Here is a 17,448-nt window from a genome sequence, read left to right as displayed (position 1 = left end):
CCGCATCGCGGCTGCCTGCGCCGCCGCTACGACGGTTGCGGTTGCGATCGCCGCCGCGCTCGCCCGTGCGCTCACCGCGCTCGGTGCGTTCGCCGCGTGCCGGCTTGGCCGTCTTCTCGACAGGCGCGGGTGCGGGCGCCGGGGCAGCCGGCTGCATGCCGAACAGGCCCTTCAGCCAGCCGATGAAACCGCCCGTCGCGGGCTTCACTTCGACGGTAGCGGCAGCGGGAGCCGGCGTGCGCACGGGTGCGCTCGGTGCCGGCTTCTCGGGCGTGATGCCCTTGACGGCCGCTTCCTGCTTCGGCTTCACTTCTTCTGCACGCTTGCTGTAGCCCGTTTCGGACTCCAGTTCGCGAGCCGCTTCTTCGGCCATCTTCCACGAGGCGCGCGGGTCGTCGAGACGCGCGTCGTCGTGACGCAGACGCTCGAGCTTGTAGTGCGGCGTGTCGAGATGCTTGTTCGGCACCAGCACGACGTTGACCTTGAAGCGCGACTCGATCTTGTTGATTTCCGAGCGCTTTTCGTTGAGCAGGAAAGCCGTGACCTCGACGGGCACCTGGCAGTGGATGGCTGCCGTGTTTTCCTTCATCGCTTCTTCCTGAATGATCCGCAGCACTTGCAGCGCGGACGATTCGGTATCGCGGATGTGGCCCGTGCCGTTACAGCGCGGGCAGGTCACGTGGCTGCCTTCCGACAGCGCCGGACGCAGGCGTTGACGCGACAGCTCCATCAGGCCGAAGCGCGAAATCTTGCCCATCTGGACGCGCGCACGGTCGTGCTTGAGGGCGTCCTTCAGACGCTGCTCGACTTCGCGCTGGCTCTTGGCCGACTCCATGTCGATGAAGTCGATCACGATCAGACCGCCCAGATCTCGCAGACGCAACTGACGCGCGACTTCGTCGGCGGCTTCGAGGTTCGTGCGCGTGGCCGTTTCCTCGATGTCGGCGCCCTTGGTGGCGCGTGCCGAGTTCACGTCGATTGCGACGAGCGCTTCCGTGTGGTCGATCACGATCGCGCCGCCCGACGGCAGCGGCACCGTGCGCGAATACGCCGTCTCGATCTGGTGCTCGATCTGGAAACGCGAGAAAAGCGGCACGTCGTCGTGATACCGCTTCACCTTGTTGACATTGTCAGGCATCACGATGTCCATGAAGGCGCGCGCCTGGTCATGGATTTCCGTGGTGTCGATCAGGATTTCGCCGATGTCCGGCTGGAAGTAGTCGCGAATCGCGCGGATGACGAGGCTCGATTCGAGATAGATCAGCATCGGCTGACCTTGCGTACCGCTTTGCGACGCGGCTTCGATCGCGCGCCACAGTTGCATCAGGTAGTTCAGGTCCCACTGCAGCTCTTCGGCGCTGCGGCCGATGCCCGCCGTGCGCGCGATGATGCTCATGCCCTCGGGCAATTGCAGCTGGGACATGGTTTCGCGCAGTTCCTGGCGGTCGTCGCCTTCGATCCGGCGCGACACACCGCCGCCGCGCGGATTGTTCGGCATCAGCACGAGGTAGCGGCCGGCGAGCGAGATGAACGTGGTCAGGGCCGCGCCCTTGTTGCCGCGTTCTTCCTTCTCGACCTGGACGATCAGTTCCTGTCCTTCCTTGAGGGCGTCCTGGATGCGCGCGGAACGCATGTCGATGCCTTCGCGGAAGTACTGGCGAGCGACTTCCTTGAACGGGAGAAAACCGTGGCGGTCTTCACCGTAGTTGACGAAGCAGGCTTCGAGCGACGGCTCGATGCGCGTCACGATCCCCTTGTAGATGTTGCCTTTACGCTGTTCGCGTCCGGCAGTTTCGATGTCGATGTCGATGAGTTTTTGCCCATCGACGATGGCGACGCGCAATTCTTCCTGCTGCGTCGCATTGAACAACATGCGTTTCATTGAACGGCTCCAGAGCGGCTCTGCGTGTCCTGGCCGACGGCGCGCGGGATCGAATCGAACCCGTCCGGCCGGAGGCAAGGACAGCGGCATGCCGCGCCTTATTGTGTTTTCACAAGCACGCTGGAGCGGGAAAGATGGTGGGGAGAATTGCCTTGAAAGGGCGCCGGCCGAAAGAAAACGGACGTGCTGCCGCAGGGCACATGCGAACACGGCTTCAAATAATGGCCCGACACGCCGCGGGTCCTGGCAGCCGACTTGCATAGGCTTTCGTCCACGTGCGCTGCCGCGCCAGCTGGGCGCGCGTCCGGACGGGTTCGAAAGCCGCGGTCTTGCCGCAGCGGGAAAGCTCGCTCACAACGCGCGCCTGTCCCGCTCAGGGGTGTCTCGCATCATTTTGACGTCGCCATGTCCCGCACTTTCTGCGGGACGCCTCGGGCGCACGCCGTATTTTCGCCACCGGCCGCTTCGCGCTGAAGGGACATGAAAGCCGTCCGTCGCCGAAGCTCGCCAGTCAAATTCTTTTTGACCAAAATTCCGTTACCGACGGTGCCGACTGTGACCGAACGTGCCTGTGGGCGCCGTCCCTGCCGTGTCGTGCACCGTGCGTGCAACTTGTTGCATCTCATTTTCAGGGCGAGCAACCAACCCCCGGCGCAAGTAAAATAACGTTTTATCGCTTGCACCTGCGCAATCCACCCGCGATTCGGTTTAATGCGCCGATCCTATATAGTCGGCCGCCGCGGACTGCTGGGCAAATTATATTCAGAATGAAAGAGTTAGGCAAAACATCCCAGAAATCGGTGACGGGAGTCGCTAGCGATCAGGTTTCGATGATCGAAATCGACGACGGCGCGGCCGGTCAGCGGATCGACAATTTCCTGTTGCGCGTCTGTAAGGGCGTGCCGAAAAGTCACATTTACCGCATTCTGCGCAGCGGCGAAGTGCGCGTGAACAAAGGGCGAGTCGACGCGCAATACCGGCTGGCCTATGGCGATCTGGTGCGCGTGCCGCCCATCCGCGTCGCGAAGAGCGACGAGCCGGCGCACGCGCCGGCGCCGTCTGCGCATTTCGATATCCTGTTCGAGGACGATCATCTGCTCGTCATCGACAAGCCGGCAGGCGTGGCCGTCCACGGCGGCAGCGGTGTCGCGTTCGGTGTGATCGAGCAGTTGCGGGCGGCGCGCCCGCAGGCGAAGTTTCTCGAACTGGTGCACCGGCTGGACCGCGAGACGTCGGGCGTGTTGATGCTCGCGAAGAAGCGCGCGGCGCTGGTCAATCTGCATGAGCAGATTCGCGAAAATCGCATGGACAAGCGTTACTACGCCTGCGTGCATGGCGAGTGGGCGAGCGACTGGGGTCGCCGGCGGGCGGTGAAAGAGCCGCTGCACAAGTATTTGCTGCCTGATGGGGAGCGGCGCGTACGCGTTCAGCCCGACGGCCTGCCATCGCACACTGTTTTTAACCTGATCGGCCGTTGGCCAGGCTACGCGCTGCTCGAGGCGGAACTGAAAACGGGTCGGACCCATCAGATCCGTGTTCATCTGGCGCATCTGGGGTTGCCGATCGTCGGCGACGCCAAATACGGCGATTTCGCACTGAACAAGGCGCTGGCGCGCGCGAACGCGAATCCCGGGCTCAAGCGTATGTTCCTGCACGCGTACCGGCTGAAATTGACGCACCCGGCTTCAGGCGACACGGTGCAGTTCGATGCGCCGCTGCCGGCGGAATGCAAGCGTTTCGTCGCGCAGCTTGCCCAAATGGTCGGCCAGACGGCGGATCACACACAACCACATACCGAGACAGGAACGCATGGCCCGACAGCAATTTGATCTGATCGTCTTCGATTGGGACGGTACGTTGATGGATTCGACCGTCCACATCACGCGCAGCATCCAGGCGGCCTGCCGCGATCTCGGGTTGCCTGTGCCCGCCGACGAGGCCGCGAGTTTCGTGATCGGTCTGGGCTTGCGCGACGCGCTCCAGATTGCCGCGCCGACGCTCGATCCGTCTGACTACCCGCGGCTCGCCGAGCGCTATCGCTTTCACTATCTGGTGAAGGATCAGACGACCGAGCTGTTTTCGGGCGTGCGCGAGATGCTGGCCGATCTGCGCGACCAGGGCTATCTGCTGGCGATCGCGACGGGCAAGAGCCGCGTCGGGCTGAACCGCGCGCTGGATCAGGTGCGCCTGACGAGCCTGTTCGACGGCACCCGCTGTGCCGACGAAACATTCTCGAAGCCGCATCCGGCGATGCTGCACGAGTTGACGCGTGAACTGGGGCAGGATCCCGTGCGCACGGTGATGATCGGCGATACCACTCACGACTTGCAGATGGCCATCAACGCGGGCGTGTCGGGCATCGGCGTCACGTATGGCGCGCATCCCGCCGGTTCGCTGGAGGCGCTGGAGCCGAAATTCGTCGCGGACAGTATCGCGTCGCTGTCGGGCTGGCTGCGGGAGCATGCATGACGGACGCCGCGCTCGAACCGGTGCGCGTGTGTGCGTCGGAGGAACTCGTCGACGGCGGAGCAGGTGTACGCGTCAACGCGACGCACGCGGGCGGCGATGCCGTGGTGTTTTTCGTGCGCTACGACGGCGTTGCCTATGGTTATCTGAACCAGTGCGCGCACGTGCCGATGGAGCTGGACTGGAACGAGGGACAGTTCTTCGAATCGTCCGGCTTATACTTGATGTGCGCAACACATGGCGCGATTTACGCGCCAGATACGGGCAAATGCGTGGGCGGCCCGTGCCGCGGCGGCAGGCTTCGGCCCTTGCACGTCGACGAGCGGGATACGCCTGAAGGCCGCGCCGTATTCTGGCTGCCGGACGCCGATCTGCGTCCGGCGTCTGCCTGATTTTCCAGCATCATTTTCCCAACCTCGATTTCAATCGGCGGCAACGCATGTCCGACAATCTGACTCCCGATCCGAAGGAACCAGCCGCGGCGGGCCGTGAAACGCACCGGGCGCCCGGCGACGAGCCGAACTGGGAGCGCGCCGCGCTGGAGCGGATTGCGCTTGCCGCCGTCAACGAACAGCGCGCTGCGCGGCGCTGGCGCATTTTCTTCCGTTTCGTTTTTCTTGCGGTGCTGGTCGTGATCGCGTGGGCGGTGCTCGACTTCAGCGGCGAGAAGGTTGCCACGACCGGGCGACATACGGCGCTCGTGACACTTGAAGGTGAAATCGCGTCGGATACCAACGCGAATGCCGAAGATATCGACGCGGCGCTTGCCAGTGCCTTCGATGACGCCGGTACCGCGGGAGTCGTTCTACGCTGCAACAGCCCGGGCGGCAGTCCTGTGCAGGCGGGCATCATCTACCGCGAAATTCGCCGATTGCGCGGCAAATATCCGTCGATTCCGCTTTACGTCGTCGTGGGTGACATGTGCGCGTCGGGCGGATATTACGCCGCGGCGGCCGCCGACAAGATTTACGTCGACAAGGCAAGCATCGTTGGGTCGATCGGCGTGCTGATGGACGGCTTCGGCTTCACGGGGTTGATGGACAAGCTCGGCATCCAGCGCCGGATGCGCACTTCCGGTGAGAACAAGGGCTTTTACGATCCGTTCTCGCCCGATACGCCGAAGATGGACGAGCATGCGCAGGCGATGCTGGACGAAATCCACGCGCAGTTCATCGATGCCGTGAAGCAGGGGCGTGGCAAGCGGCTGCAGGATAAACCCGACATCTTCTCGGGCCTCTTCTGGACAGGTGAGAAGAGTGTCGAACTGGGCCTCGCCGACGGCTTCGGCGATACCGATTACGTCGCGCGCGAAATCATCAAGGCGCCCGATGTGGTCGATTACACGGTGAAGGAAAGCATCACGGACCGGGTGGCGCGCAAGTTCGGCGCTGCCGTGGGCGGCGGCGCCGTGCGCGCAATGGTGACGATCGGGAAATTGAATCTGCGATAAGTGCGTCTGTTCAGCGGCGGCGAGAAAACTGGCTGCCGCCTTCCTTCCTGGGCGTCAGTTCGCCAGGATCAGAAAAATCGCCGGGCGCTTGTGCAGATCGGGCGCTGGCTTCTTCTTCCAGTCGGTGACCGTCCGGCTCACGATCGTTTCGCTTTCCAGCGTCAGGTCGACGGCGACGCAAACGAGCGTCGACGGCGCGCACGTCGCGACCAGCGTGTCGAGCAGCGCGCGATTCCGGTACGGCGTTTCGATGAAAATCTGCGTCTGCTTGCCTTTGCGCGACTGCTGCTCGAGTTCACGCAAGCGTTTCGCGCGCTCGTTGGCGTCGACGGGCAGGTAGCCGTGAAATGCAAAGCTCTGGCCATTCAGCCCCGACGCCATCAGCGCGAGCAGGATCGAACTCGGCCCGACGAACGGCACTACCTTCACGCCGCGTTCGTGCGCGCGTCGCACGAGCAACGCGCCCGGATCGGCGACGGCGGGACACCCGGCTTCCGAGACGAGTCCCGCATCGGTCCCTGCCAGAACAGGCGCCAGCAGCTTGTCGATTTCGCCGGCCGGCGTGTTGACGTTCAGTTCGCGAATCTCGATTTCCTGAATCGGCCGCTCCGTGCCGACTTTCTTCAGGAACGCGCGCGTGGTTTTCGCGTTTTCGCCTATGTAATAGTGCAGGGCCGCCGCGCGGGCGCGAACGGGTGCGGGCAGGACCGCGTCGAGCGCGGAGGCATCGCCGTCGCCGAGTGTATTCGGGATCAGGTAGAGAACGCCGCTCATCGTGCCTCCAGCAATGGGTAACCCGCGGCAAGCAGCATGCGCGTGAGCGCGATCAGCGGCAGGCCGATCAATGCCGTCGGATCGTCGGATTCGATGGCGTCGAGCAACGCGATGCCGAGGCCTTCCGCTTTCGCGCTGCCAGCGCAGTCGTACGGCGTTTCGGCGCGCAGGTAGGCGTCGAGCGCGGCGTCGGGCAGGTCGCGAAAATGCACATTCGTGATCACGTCGGCCGTCTGGGCATCGCCCGACGCGCTGTCGAGCAGGCAAAGCGCGCTGTGGAACAGCACTTCGCGACCGCGCATCGCCTGCAGTTGCGCCAGTGCCTTGTCATGTGTGCCGGGTTTGCCGATCTGCTGAGCGTCGTACGTCGCGACCTGGTCCGAGCCGATGACGAGCGCATGCTCGTCGGCCGCAAGCGCAGCTGCGACGGCGCGAGCTTTTGCCTGCGCGAGGCGCAGCGCGGTCTGTTCCGGCAATTCGCCGGCGAGCGGTGTTTCGTCGATGGCAGGCACCACGACGTCGAACGGAATGCGCAGGCGTTCGAGCAGTTCGCGCCGATAGGGTGAACTCGACGCCAGAATCAGGCGGGGCGGGCGTTTGGAGGAATCCGGCATGCTGGGGAAGAACCTTGATCTGTCGGTAAAACGGAGTGTGAAAAGGCGGGGTGCGGACACGTCCGCGCAGCGGGCCTTAAGTGTTTGACTCGAAAAGACAAAACGGATATGATTTTGGGCTTTTCATCGGTATGCTTTGCCAAATGGCGCCCCGGACGGCCTTCTGTCCGTCGCTTTGGCGCCACCAGGCAGGGCATAGTGATCAACCGGCTGAAATCCTTGCCGACGCAGGAGCGCACATGACTCAACATCCTGGCAAACCTGCTGGTCTCGTCGACCCGCGCGCACTCGACCTGTTCGAATTTGCACGCAGTGGGCGGCAGGCCGCGGGTACCGTGCGCGTCTCGCAACTGCCGCGCATGTTAAACGAAGTCCCGGAGGAAGCGCCAGACCGCGATACCGCGTTCACCTGGCAAGCCGAAGGGACGACGCAGCCGGAATTGCAGGACGACGGCACCGAGGGTCCGCAGCCGTATCTGAGGCTCGCAATTCACGGCGCCGCATGGCTCGAATGTCAGCGTTGCCTGTCTCCGTATGAGCAGGCGTTCAACGTCGATGCGACTTACCGGATCGTCAATACGGAAGAGGAAGCTGAAGAGTTCCCTCTGGACGAGGATGAAGTCGATGTGATCGTTGGGTCACGCCAGTTCGATCTTGTCGACTTGATCGAAGAGGAATTGCTGCTTTCGTTGCCGCTCGTGCCCAAGCACGACGTCTGCCCTGAAGTGCACGAGAGTCTCACCTCGGGCGCGGCCGGGCTAGAAGGTGAAGAGGCCGCCGAAGGCGAGGCCGAGGAGGGTGAAGAACCCGCGCGGCCGAATCCGTTTGCGGCGCTCGAAGGCCTGAAGTCGGGCGGATCCGGCGACAAGAAGCACTGAACGGTTGCATGGGAGCGCGATGAGGCGCGCCGGGCGCGGTGGGTTAGCCACGTGGCCTATGGCGGTTGCCGCGTCGGGCTGTGTTAGAATTCGGAAAATTTTCAGGAGTTATCATGGCAGTTCAACAAAACAAGAAGTCGCCGTCGAAGCGCGGCATGCACCGCTCGCACGATTTCCTCAACGCAGCGCCGCTGGCAGTTGAGCCGAGCACGGGTGAAGTGCATCTGCGTCACCACATCAGCCCGAACGGCTACTATCGCGGCAAGAAAGTCGTCAAGACGAAGAACGACTAATCGTCCAGCATTGCGCTCAACTGGGTTTAGCCCATTGGCGTTACGCGTGGCGATCGGCTCGCTTGACATTTTCCCGGTTCATCAAAAAGGCGGCATTCAACTGCCGCTTTTTTGTGCCTGAAATTCGTCGCATTCCATGACTGTAAAGCTCACGATAGATTGCATGGGAGGCGACCACGGCCCGTCCGTGACCGTTCCCGCTGCCGTCAACTTCGTTCGCTCGCACGCCGATGCGCAATTGATGCTCGTTGGCATCGAAAGCGCGATTCGTGCGCAGCTCAAAAAGCTGAAGGCGACAAACAATCCGGCACTCACGGTCGTGCCCGCGTCCGAGATCGTCGCGATGGACGATCCCGTCGAAGTCGCGCTTCGCAAGAAGAAAGACTCGTCGATGCGCGTAGCGCTCAATCGCGTCAAAGACGACGAGGCGCAGGCCTGCATCTCCGCCGGCAACACCGGCGCGCTGATGGCCGTTTCCCGCTATGTTCTTAAAACGCTCCCGGGCATCGAACGTCCGGCGATCGCGTTCGCCCTGCCCAATCCCACCGGCTACACGACGATGCTCGACCTCGGCGCGAACGTCGACTGCGAGCCGCAGCATCTGCTGCAGTTCGCTGAGATGGGGCATGCGCTGGTTGCCGCCGTCGAAGGCAAGGAACGTCCGACCATCGGGCTCCTGAATATCGGCGAAGAGGTGATCAAGGGCAACGACATCATCAAGCGCGCGGGCGAACTTCTACGTAACAGCACCCTCAATTTCCGCGGCAACGTGGAAGGCAACGATATCTACAAAGGCACCGTCGACGTGATCGTCTGCGATGGCTTTGTCGGCAACGTTGCGCTGAAGACGTCCGAAGGCCTTGCGCAGATGCTCTCCGACATCATCAAGGAAGAGTTCGGCCGCTCGTGGCTGACCAAGGTGATGGCCGTGCTCGCGCTGCCCGTGCTGTTGCGCTTCAAGAAGCGCGTCGATCACCGTCAGTACAACGGCGCGGCGCTGCTCGGCCTGCGCGGGCTTGTGATCAAGAGTCACGGTTCGGCCGATGCCTATGCGTTTGAGTGGGCAATCAAACGCGGGTATGATGCCGTCAAAAATGGCGTTCTCGAACGCCTTGCCCGCGCGATGGAGGAGAACGCGGGTTCACTCGAACAGGCGAAGCGCGACGCAGGCGGACCGGGTTCCGCGAGCCAGATGGCCAGCCCGATCGCAGGTCCGATTTCTGGCCAGCCGGCCGAGCCCTATAGCGCACAATCCTCGAAGGCATAATGGCTCAATCCACTACCTATTCCCGCGTGCTGGGCACGGGCAGCTATCTGCCGCCCAACCGCGTTTCCAATCAGGATCTGGCCGATCGTCTCGCGAAGCAGGGCATCGAGACGAGCGACGAATGGATCGTGGCCCGCACGGGCATCCATGCGCGCCACTTCGCCGAACCTGATGTCACGACCAGCGACCTCGCACTGATCGCATCGCAACGTGCGATCGAAGCCGCCGACGTCGATCCGCAAGCCATCGACCTGATCATCGTCGCCACGTCGACGCCGGACTTCGTGTTTCCGAGTACGGCCTGTCTGCTGCAGAAAAAGCTGGGCATCAAAAACAACGGTGCTGCGTTCGACGTGCAGGCCGTGTGCTCAGGTTTTGCCTATGCCGTTGCGACGGCTGACAGCTTCATTCGAAGCGGGCAACATCGTACTGCGCTGGTGGTCGGTGCTGAAACGTTCTCTCGCATCCTCGATTTCAACGACCGCACCACGTGCGTGCTGTTCGGCGACGGCGCGGGTGCAGTCGTGCTGCAGGCATCGGACGAGCCGGGCGTACTGGCAAGTGCGTTGCACGCGGACGGCAGCCATTCGAACATTCTCTGCACGCCGGGCAATGTGAACGGCGGCATCGTGCAAGGCAGTGCGTTCCTGCACATGGACGGTCAGGCGGTGTTCAAGCTGGCCGTCAACGTGCTGGAGAAAGTCGCGGTCGAGGCGCTGCAGAAGGCTGATCTTCAGCCCGAACAGGTCGACTGGCTGATTCCGCACCAGGCCAACATCCGCATCATGCAGAGCACGTGCCGCAAGCTCGGCCTGCCGCAGGAACGGATGGTCGTGACGGTGCACGAACACGGCAACACGTCGGCGGCGTCGATTCCGCTTGCACTCGACGTCGCGGTCCGCGACGGACGCATCCAGCGCGGCCATAACGTGCTAATCGAAGGCGTCGGCGGCGGCTTCACATGGGGCGCGTCGGTCATCCGTTTCTGATGATCGCGCGCAGCGGCGCGCAAGCGCCGCTTCAAGCGGCAGCGCACGCCATGCGTGCGCGTCACGCACATTTGAACTCATCGAATTGGGGACGATATGAAATTTGCGTTCGTTTTTCCGGGGCAGGGCTCGCAGGCGGTCGGCATGCTCAATGCGTTCGCCGACAACGCGATCGTGCGCGAAACCCTCCAGGAAGCGTCCGACGCGCTCAACCAGGACATCGGCAAACTGATCGCCGAAGGCCCGGCTGAAGACCTGAATCTGACCACCAACACCCAACCCGTGATGCTGACGGCTGCTTACGCGATCTTTCGCGCGTGGCAGGCAGCAGGCGGTCCTGCGCCTACAATCGTGGCCGGCCACAGCCTCGGCGAATACACGGCGCTGGTCGCTGCTGGTGCGCTGAAGTTCCGCGACGCGGTGCCGCTCGTGCGTTTTCGCGCGCAAGCCATGCAGAACGCGGTGCCCGTCGGTCAGGGCGGCATGGCCGCGATTCTCGGCCTCGACGACGACACCGTGCGTGAAGTGTGCAAGGAAGCGTCGGCGGCAGGCGTCGTCGAAGCCGTCAACTTCAACGCGCCCGCACAGGTCGTGATCGCCGGTCACAAGGCTGCCGTCGAAAAGGCGTGTGAAGTCGCGAAGGCAAAGGGCGCCAAGCGCGCGTTGCCGCTGCCCGTGTCGGCGCCGTTCCATTCGTCGCTGCTCAAGCCCGCGTCGGATCAACTGCGCGAGTATCTGGCGAGCGTCGACGTGCAGGTGCCGTCCATCCCCGTCGTGAACAACGTCGACGTGGCTATCGTCAACGAGCCGGCGGGCATCAAGGATGCGCTGGTACGTCAGGCGGCGGGCGCCGTGCGCTGGGTCGAATGCGTGCAGTCGATCGGGAAGCAGGGCGTCAGCCATGTGATCGAATGCGGTCCCGGCAAGGTGCTGGCGGGCCTGACCAAGCGTATCGACGGCAATCTGGTCGGCGCGGCAATCGTCGATCCCGCCACGCTCGACGAAGTGCTGAAAGTCGTCACGGCCTGAACGTCTATTTGTACGGCAGCAACGAATCAAACAGCCCTGCGCATGCAGGGGAATGCGGAACTGAACGATGGAAAAGACTCTCGATAAACAGATCGCGATCGTGACGGGTGCCTCGCGTGGCATCGGTCGCGCAATCGCCATCGAACTCGCGCGTCAAGGCGCGACGGTGATCGGCACGGCAACGAGCGAAAGCGGCGCGAACGCGATCTCGGACGCGTTCAAGGCCGAGGGCCTGAACGGCCGCGGCGCGGTGCTCAACGTCAACGATGCTGCTGCTGCTGAAGCGCTGATCGACGGCACGGTGAAGGAATTCGGCGCGCTCAACGTGCTGGTGAACAACGCGGGCATTACGCAGGACCAGCTCGCGATGCGCATGAAGGACGAAGACTGGGACAACGTGATCGACACGAACCTCCGGTCCGTGTTTCGCCTGTCGCGCGCGGTGCTGCGCCCGATGATGAAAGCGCGCGGCGGCCGCATCATCAACATCACGTCGGTGGTCGGCTCGGCGGGTAATCCCGGTCAGATCAACTATGCAGCCGCGAAGGCGGGCGTAGCGGGCATGACGCGTGCGCTCGCACGCGAGATCGGCAGCCGCAACATCACGGTGAATTGCGTCGCGCCGGGTTTCATCGATACCGACATGACGAAGACCTTGCCCGAAGAGCAGCAAACCGCGCTGAAGGCGCAGATTCCGCTCGGCCGGCTCGGCAGCCCGGAAGATATCGCCCATGCTGTCACGTTCCTCGCATCGCCGCAGGCCGGTTATATCACCGGCACGACGTTGCATGTGAACGGCGGCATGTATATGTCGTAATCAAATTCGGTTACTATCCGCGCCTTGACGCCATTCAAAGCGCGGACAGAACGGCTTTACAGCAACCCAGTGCGCCGCTTTTTTACAGATGCAAACCTGATAAAATGCGCGCACCTGTATTTATGAACTTTTTTCCCTTGGAGGGGTAATGGACAATATCGAACAGCGCGTCAAGAAGATCGTTGCAGAGCAACTCGGTGTTGCTGAAGCGGAAATCAAGAACGAAGCATCGTTCGTGAACGACCTCGGCGCTGACTCGCTCGACACGGTCGAGCTGGTGATGGCTCTCGAAGACGAATTCGGCATGGAAATTCCGGATGAAGAAGCCGAGAAGATCACGACGGTTCAGCAAGCGATCGACTACGCTCGCGCTAACGTCAAGGCCTAAGGTCATTCGCGCCTGGCTGGCTGCTTCGGCTGCTGTGAAGTTCGCAGTGTCCGTCGTGCCGGCAGCCTTGATGCGCCGGAGGGCGCAAGCAGGGCAGGCGTCAATGCCGATGCGCATGCGCGCGAGCCTGACGGCGTCGTTCAAGGCGCACTGGCCGATGAAGCAAACGTCGGCTCTTTCGCCATTGCGCTTACTGGTGCATGTTCCGGCGTTGTCGCCGGTGCACCGGTCAGCGTATTCGTCAGCGCCCTGGTCAGCGCGATCGTCAGGTTAAACAGCCACAGGGCACACAGGGCGCTTTCCTGTGCGCTTCTGTGGCTTTTGTTTTGTCATCTATGGAAAAGGGGTTACCGTGAGCCGTCGTCGTGTTGTTGTTACAGGCCTGGGGCTTATTTCGCCTGTTGGCAATAATGTTGCCGACGGCTGGGCCAATCTGGTCGCCGGCAAGTCCGGCATCGCCAACATCACGAAGTTCGACGCGTCGAACTTCTCCACGCGTTTTGCCGGTGAGGTGAAGGGCTTCAACATTGAAGACTACATCGCCGGCAAGGAAGCGCGCCACATGGATACGTTCATCCATTACGGCGTGGCTGCCGGCATCCAGGCGATGCAGGACAGCGGCCTCGAAATCACCGATGCAAACTCGGAACGCGTCGGCGTCGTCGTCGGTTCGGGCATCGGCGGTCTGCCGATGATCGAAGTCACGCAGACGGAACTGCTGAATCGCGGCCCGCGTCGCATTTCGCCGTTCTTCGTGCCGGCGTCGATCATCAACATGATCTCCGGGCATCTGTCGATCAAGTTCGGCCTGAAGGGCCCGAATCTGTCGATGGTGACGGCATGTACGACGGGTCTGCATTGCATCGGCGAGGCATCGCGTCTGATCGAATACGGCGATGCCGACGTGATGATCGCGGGTGGCGCGGAATCGACTGTTTCGCCGCTCGGTATCGGCGGCTTTGCGGCGGCGCGCGCGCTGTCGCAGCGTAACGACGATCCGGCGACGGCGAGCCGTCCGTGGGATAAGGACCGCGACGGTTTCGTCCTCGGCGAGGGCGCTGGCGTGATGGTGCTCGAAGAGTACGAACACGCGAAGGCGCGCGGCGCGAAGATTTACGCGGAAGTCGGCGGCTACGGCATGAGCGGCGACGCGTATCACATGACGGCCCCGCTGGAAGACGGCGACGGCGCACGCCGCTGCATGATCGCGGCGATGAAGAACGCGGGCGTGAACCCCGATTCGGTGAACTACCTGAACGCGCACGGCACCTCGACACCGCTCGGCGACCTCGCCGAAACGACGGGTATCAAGCGCGCATTCGGCGATCACTCGAAGAAGATCGTCGTGAACTCGACGAAGTCGATGACGGGTCACCTGCTGGGTGGCGCGGGCGGTCTGGAGTCGGTGTTCACGGTGCTGGCCGTGCATCACCAGGTGTCGCCGCCGACCATCAATATCTTTAACCAGGATCCGGAGTGCGATCTCGACTACTGCGCGAACACGGCGCGGGAGATGAAGATCGACGTCGCGCTGAAGAACTCGTTCGGGTTCGGCGGCACGAACGGCACGCTGGTTTTCAAGCGCGCCTGAACGCTTGACGGCGGCATCGTCGTGGCCGGCTGAGTCGGCTCAGGCTTCCGCTGCCGCTTTGAACGGCGGACCCTCGCAACGCATTGCGCTGCGGCGGTCCGCCGCGTTGCATCTGGTGACTGCACTTTTCGTCGTCGTTGCCGTGGCCGCGGTATGTACAACCATCGGGGCACGCTTTGGCGTCGGTCACGCGGCGTTGGCCGGGGCGGCCGTTTTCGCGATTCTCTTGCTGGCAGCCGTCCGTCATGGGCGCAGTCAGCCGGGCGCCCTTAAAATCGGGCCGGAAGGATTGTCGATCTGGAGCCGGGCGGGAATATTGCGCGCTCAGGGCCGTATGGTTGGATGCAGCCAGTGGAGCGACAGCCTGCTGATGCTCTGGCTCGAGGAAGAAGGGGGCAGATTGCATCGGCTGCTGCTCGCGGCCGACATGCTCGACCGCCATGTTTTTCGCGAACTCGCCGTGCTCGCGAGACGCGCAGCGCACGTCTGACTGCACCCGCGGCGTGGCTGCGCGCCTTGACTGTAAAGACTGTAACGGCTGTTACGGGCGTAACGTGCCGAGTTGAAGGGGACGCTACAATGGTGCCCCGCTACACGCGCAAAAGTTAACGGATTTATCAGGTGAGCGAAAAAGAAATAGATCAGGTGCTGGTTGAACGCGTCCAGAATGGCGACAAGGCTGCGTTCGAGCTTCTGGTCTCAAAGTACCACCGCAAGATCATCCGGCTGATCTCGCGCCTCGTGCGGGATCCTGCCGAGGTCGAGGACGTGGCCCAGGATGCCTTCATCAAGGCATACCGGGCGTTGCCCCAATTCCGCGGCGAGTCCGCGTTTTATACGTGGTTGTACCGGATTGCCGTCAATACGGCCAAGAATTACCTTGCGACCCAGGGTCGGCGCGCGCCCACTTCGACGGAAGCAGATGCTGAAGAAGCGGAAACTTTCTCGGATGCCGACCAACTAAGGGATATCAACACGCCCGAGTCGATGTTGATGAGCAAACAGATCGCTGAGACGGTCAATGCTGCGATGGCGGTTTTACCGGAAGAGCTGCGCACCGCCATAACTCTTCGTGAAATTGAAGGTCTGAGCTACGAGGAAATCGCTGAAATGATGGGTTGCCCGATCGGCACCGTCAGATCAAGAATTTTCCGCGCTCGCGAGGCCATTGCGGCAAAATTGCGTCCGCTGCTTGACACACCCGAGGGCAAGCGCTGGTAACGGCTGTTGAACAGCGGCCAGCCCGCCTCGCGGACAGCGGCGCAGTATCTGGGTCAAGTGGTGTCACTACGGGGTGTCTGAAAGATGGGGAGCATCATGGGGTCGGTTTCGATGCCAATGCAAAAAAACGCGCAAGCAAGCTCGCACGCCGAGCTTCTGTCTGCTTTCGTCGACGGTGAACTGTTCGACGGCGAGCATCCGAACACAATTCTGGCCGCGCTGAATCATCAAGATCGCGCGGCATGGTCGTGCTATCACCTGATCGGCGACGCGCTGCGTTCCGACGATCTGGCGGTCAGCCCGGCCACGAGCAGTGCCTTTCTGGCGGGTTTTTCAGCCCGCTTCGAAAGCGAGGCGCATGTGCTCGCGCCTGCCGCCATGCCGGCCACACGCCGTCTGCTATTGCTGCGCCGCCGCGTGATCCCGGCGTTCGCCGTGGCAGCGGCCGCCGCCACGCTGACGTGGATCGTGATGCCGCAACTGTCGGGTGTGAATACTGGCGCAGGCATGACGCAGGTCGCGTCGGTCGCGCCGCACCCGGATTCGGTGCAGCGCGTGGCAATGGCTTCGATGCCTGCCGCGACTACAGCCCAGGCGGATGTGTCGGACGGCAACATCATCCGCGACGCGAGCCTTGATCAATATCTGGAAGCGCATCAACAGTTCGGCCTGCAGCCTGTCGTATCGGGCTCGATGCCGTTGCTCCGCGCAGCTTCTCTGACCACGCAGGGCCACTAGTCTGATGCAGAGTCTGCGGTTGAAAAAAACGACTATCTGGGGGCGGCTGCCGGCATTCCTGTTCTGCGTAGCCGTGATGCTGTCCGTTACGTCGCGCACCTTCGCGCAAACCGACGACTCTGCCGCCCGGCACCGCGCGGCGGAACTGCTGAACCGCATCCATCAGGCCGCGCAGCAGCAGAACTACGAAGGCGCGTTCGTCTACCAGCGCGGCAACTTCGTGCAGTCCTCGCGCATTTCCCACTACGCGACGCACAACGACGGCGAGTTCGAGTCGCTGGAAAGCCTCGACGGCAAGCCGCGCAAGATGCTGCGCCATAACGACGAGCTCTATACGTTCGTGCCGGAGCGGCATCTGTGCGTCGTCGAGAAGCGGCAGAACAAAGACTCGTTCCCGGCGCTGCTATCCGCGACCGGCGAGCAGGTGCTGACCGTCTACGAGCCGAAGATGCTGGGCACTGACCGTGTCGCGGGCGTCGACAGCGAAGTGATCGAACTCGATCCGAAGGACGCGAACCGGTTTGCGTACAAGCTGTGGGCCGACACGAAAACGGGTTTGCTGCTGCGTGCGCAGACGCTTGATCCGAGCGGCCAGGTGCTCGAGCAGATGTCGTTCTCGCAAATCCGCATCGGCGTGCCTGCCGACAAGACGCCCATCGCGTCCGGTATCAAGAACACGTCAGGCTGGACCGTGGTGCGTCCGCCCGTCGAGCCCGTCGACATGGAAGCGCAGGGCTGGCAGCTCACGTCGCCCGTTGCGGGTTTCCGCAAGATTCGAGAGTTGCGTCGGCCGATGGCGGCGCATGACCCGTCCAATCCGCCTATCCCGGTGGACCAGATGGTCTTTTCCGACGGCCTCGCGGCAATCTCGATCTTCGTCGAGCCGGTCGAAAAAAGCACCCGTAAGGAAGGAGCGGGAAACAGCGGCGCAACGCACGTGCTGGTCAAGCGGCGTGGGGATTTCTGGATCACCTTGCTCGGGGAAGTGCCTCAGACCACGTTGCAGCAATTTGCGGCTGCCATAGAATACAAGCCTTCCAGGTAATCCTTC

General features: G+C 62.6%; 19 protein-coding genes. 16 read left to right on the top strand and 3 right to left on the bottom strand.

Features of this window, described 5'->3' with window-relative positions:
• Window positions 1-1,882, bottom strand: a 1,882-nt coding sequence (locus G3N95_RS30950; protein WP_205973896.1) for an Rne/Rng family ribonuclease, incomplete at its 3' end; no start/stop codon positions are given.
• 767 nt (window positions 1,883-2,649) lie between these two features.
• On the opposite strand from G3N95_RS30950, the gene G3N95_RS30945 reads away from it, so the two are divergent.
• The 4 genes from G3N95_RS30945 to G3N95_RS30930 are packed head-to-tail and all read left to right on the top strand — an operon-like array spanning window position 2,650 to window position 5,798.
• The gene (locus tag G3N95_RS30945; protein WP_205973895.1) at window positions 2,650-3,711 is read left to right on the top strand and encodes an RluA family pseudouridine synthase; all 1,062 of its coding nucleotides are present in this window, start codon (window positions 2,650-2,652) and stop codon (window positions 3,709-3,711) included.
• On the top strand, window positions 3,692-4,351 hold the full coding sequence (locus tag G3N95_RS30940) for an HAD-IA family hydrolase (RefSeq protein WP_205973894.1): 660 nt from the start codon (window positions 3,692-3,694) through the stop codon (window positions 4,349-4,351). The genes G3N95_RS30945 and G3N95_RS30940 overlap by 20 nt, the downstream gene beginning before the upstream one ends.
• Window positions 4,348-4,740, top strand: coding sequence for a Rieske 2Fe-2S domain-containing protein (locus tag G3N95_RS30935; protein WP_205973893.1), 393 nt, complete (start codon window positions 4,348-4,350; stop codon window positions 4,738-4,740). Before G3N95_RS30940 ends, G3N95_RS30935 begins: the two co-directional genes overlap by 4 nt.
• Window positions 4,741-4,787: 47 nt before the next feature.
• On the top strand, window positions 4,788-5,798 hold the full coding sequence (locus G3N95_RS30930; RefSeq protein WP_205973892.1) for a S49 family peptidase: 1,011 nt from the start codon (window positions 4,788-4,790) through the stop codon (window positions 5,796-5,798).
• A gap of 54 nt (window positions 5,799-5,852) precedes the next feature.
• On the opposite strand, the gene G3N95_RS30925 is transcribed toward G3N95_RS30930, so the two are convergent.
• The gene (locus tag G3N95_RS30925; protein WP_205973891.1) at window positions 5,853-6,572 is read right to left on the bottom strand and encodes an SAM-dependent methyltransferase; all 720 of its coding nucleotides are present in this window, start codon (window positions 6,570-6,572) and stop codon (window positions 5,853-5,855) included.
• Complete coding sequence (locus tag G3N95_RS30920) at window positions 6,569-7,186, bottom strand: Maf-like protein (protein WP_205973890.1); 618 nt, start codon at window positions 7,184-7,186, stop codon at window positions 6,569-6,571. Before G3N95_RS30920 ends, G3N95_RS30925 begins: the two co-directional genes overlap by 4 nt.
• A gap of 239 nt (window positions 7,187-7,425) precedes the next feature.
• Between G3N95_RS30920 and G3N95_RS30915 the strand changes: the two genes are divergently transcribed.
• The 12 genes from G3N95_RS30915 to G3N95_RS30860 all read left to right on the top strand — a co-directional run bounded on the left by G3N95_RS30915 (window position 7,426) and on the right by G3N95_RS30860 (window position 17,442).
• Window positions 7,426-8,064, top strand: coding sequence for a DUF177 domain-containing protein (locus tag G3N95_RS30915; protein WP_205973889.1), 639 nt, complete (start codon window positions 7,426-7,428; stop codon window positions 8,062-8,064).
• A 113-nt stretch (window positions 8,065-8,177) separates the two neighbouring features.
• Window positions 8,178-8,357: a 50S ribosomal protein L32 gene (rpmF, locus tag G3N95_RS30910; RefSeq protein WP_012400235.1), complete on the top strand. Its 180-nt coding sequence runs from the start codon at window positions 8,178-8,180 to the stop codon at window positions 8,355-8,357.
• A 136-nt stretch (window positions 8,358-8,493) separates the two neighbouring features.
• The gene (gene plsX, locus G3N95_RS30905; RefSeq protein WP_205973888.1) at window positions 8,494-9,624 is read left to right on the top strand and encodes a phosphate acyltransferase PlsX; all 1,131 of its coding nucleotides are present in this window, start codon (window positions 8,494-8,496) and stop codon (window positions 9,622-9,624) included.
• The gene (locus G3N95_RS30900) at window positions 9,624-10,613 is read left to right on the top strand and encodes a beta-ketoacyl-ACP synthase III (RefSeq protein ID WP_205973887.1); all 990 of its coding nucleotides are present in this window, start codon (window positions 9,624-9,626) and stop codon (window positions 10,611-10,613) included. Before plsX ends, G3N95_RS30900 begins: the two co-directional genes overlap by 1 nt.
• A gap of 96 nt (window positions 10,614-10,709) precedes the next feature.
• Entirely contained in the window at window positions 10,710-11,642 is a 933-nt protein-coding gene (gene fabD, locus G3N95_RS30895) for an ACP S-malonyltransferase (RefSeq protein WP_205973886.1), read from the top strand.
• A gap of 67 nt (window positions 11,643-11,709) precedes the next feature.
• Window positions 11,710-12,459, top strand: a complete 750-nt coding sequence (gene fabG, locus G3N95_RS30890) for a 3-oxoacyl-ACP reductase FabG (protein ID WP_205973885.1) — start codon at window positions 11,710-11,712, stop codon at window positions 12,457-12,459.
• Between the two features lie 148 nt (window positions 12,460-12,607).
• Window positions 12,608-12,847, top strand: coding sequence for an acyl carrier protein (gene acpP, locus G3N95_RS30885; protein WP_004197638.1), 240 nt, complete (start codon window positions 12,608-12,610; stop codon window positions 12,845-12,847).
• A 352-nt stretch (window positions 12,848-13,199) separates the two neighbouring features.
• A complete protein-coding gene (gene fabF, locus G3N95_RS30880) occupies window positions 13,200-14,438 on the top strand; it encodes a beta-ketoacyl-ACP synthase II (protein ID WP_041763284.1) in 1,239 nt (412 codons plus the stop codon).
• Between the two features lie 4 nt (window positions 14,439-14,442).
• Window positions 14,443-14,928, top strand: coding sequence for a protein YgfX (locus G3N95_RS30875; protein ID WP_346778425.1), 486 nt, complete (start codon window positions 14,443-14,445; stop codon window positions 14,926-14,928).
• A 131-nt stretch (window positions 14,929-15,059) separates the two neighbouring features.
• Entirely contained in the window at window positions 15,060-15,659 is a 600-nt protein-coding gene (rpoE, locus tag G3N95_RS30870) for an RNA polymerase sigma factor RpoE (RefSeq protein ID WP_012400242.1), read from the top strand.
• 96 nt (window positions 15,660-15,755) lie between these two features.
• Window positions 15,756-16,397: a sigma-E factor negative regulatory protein gene (locus G3N95_RS30865; RefSeq protein WP_205973883.1), complete on the top strand. Its 642-nt coding sequence runs from the start codon at window positions 15,756-15,758 to the stop codon at window positions 16,395-16,397.
• Window positions 16,398-16,401: 4 nt separating this feature from the next.
• On the top strand, window positions 16,402-17,442 hold the full coding sequence (locus tag G3N95_RS30860) for a MucB/RseB C-terminal domain-containing protein (protein WP_205973882.1): 1,041 nt from the start codon (window positions 16,402-16,404) through the stop codon (window positions 17,440-17,442).
• Window positions 17,443-17,448 lie beyond the last annotated feature (6 nt).

It is taken from the genome of Paraburkholderia sp. Tr-20389, from assembly GCF_017104565.1.
Classification (GTDB): Bacteria; Pseudomonadota; Gammaproteobacteria; order Burkholderiales; family Burkholderiaceae; genus Paraburkholderia.
This window is presented reverse-complemented; position numbering and strand designations above follow the sequence as displayed.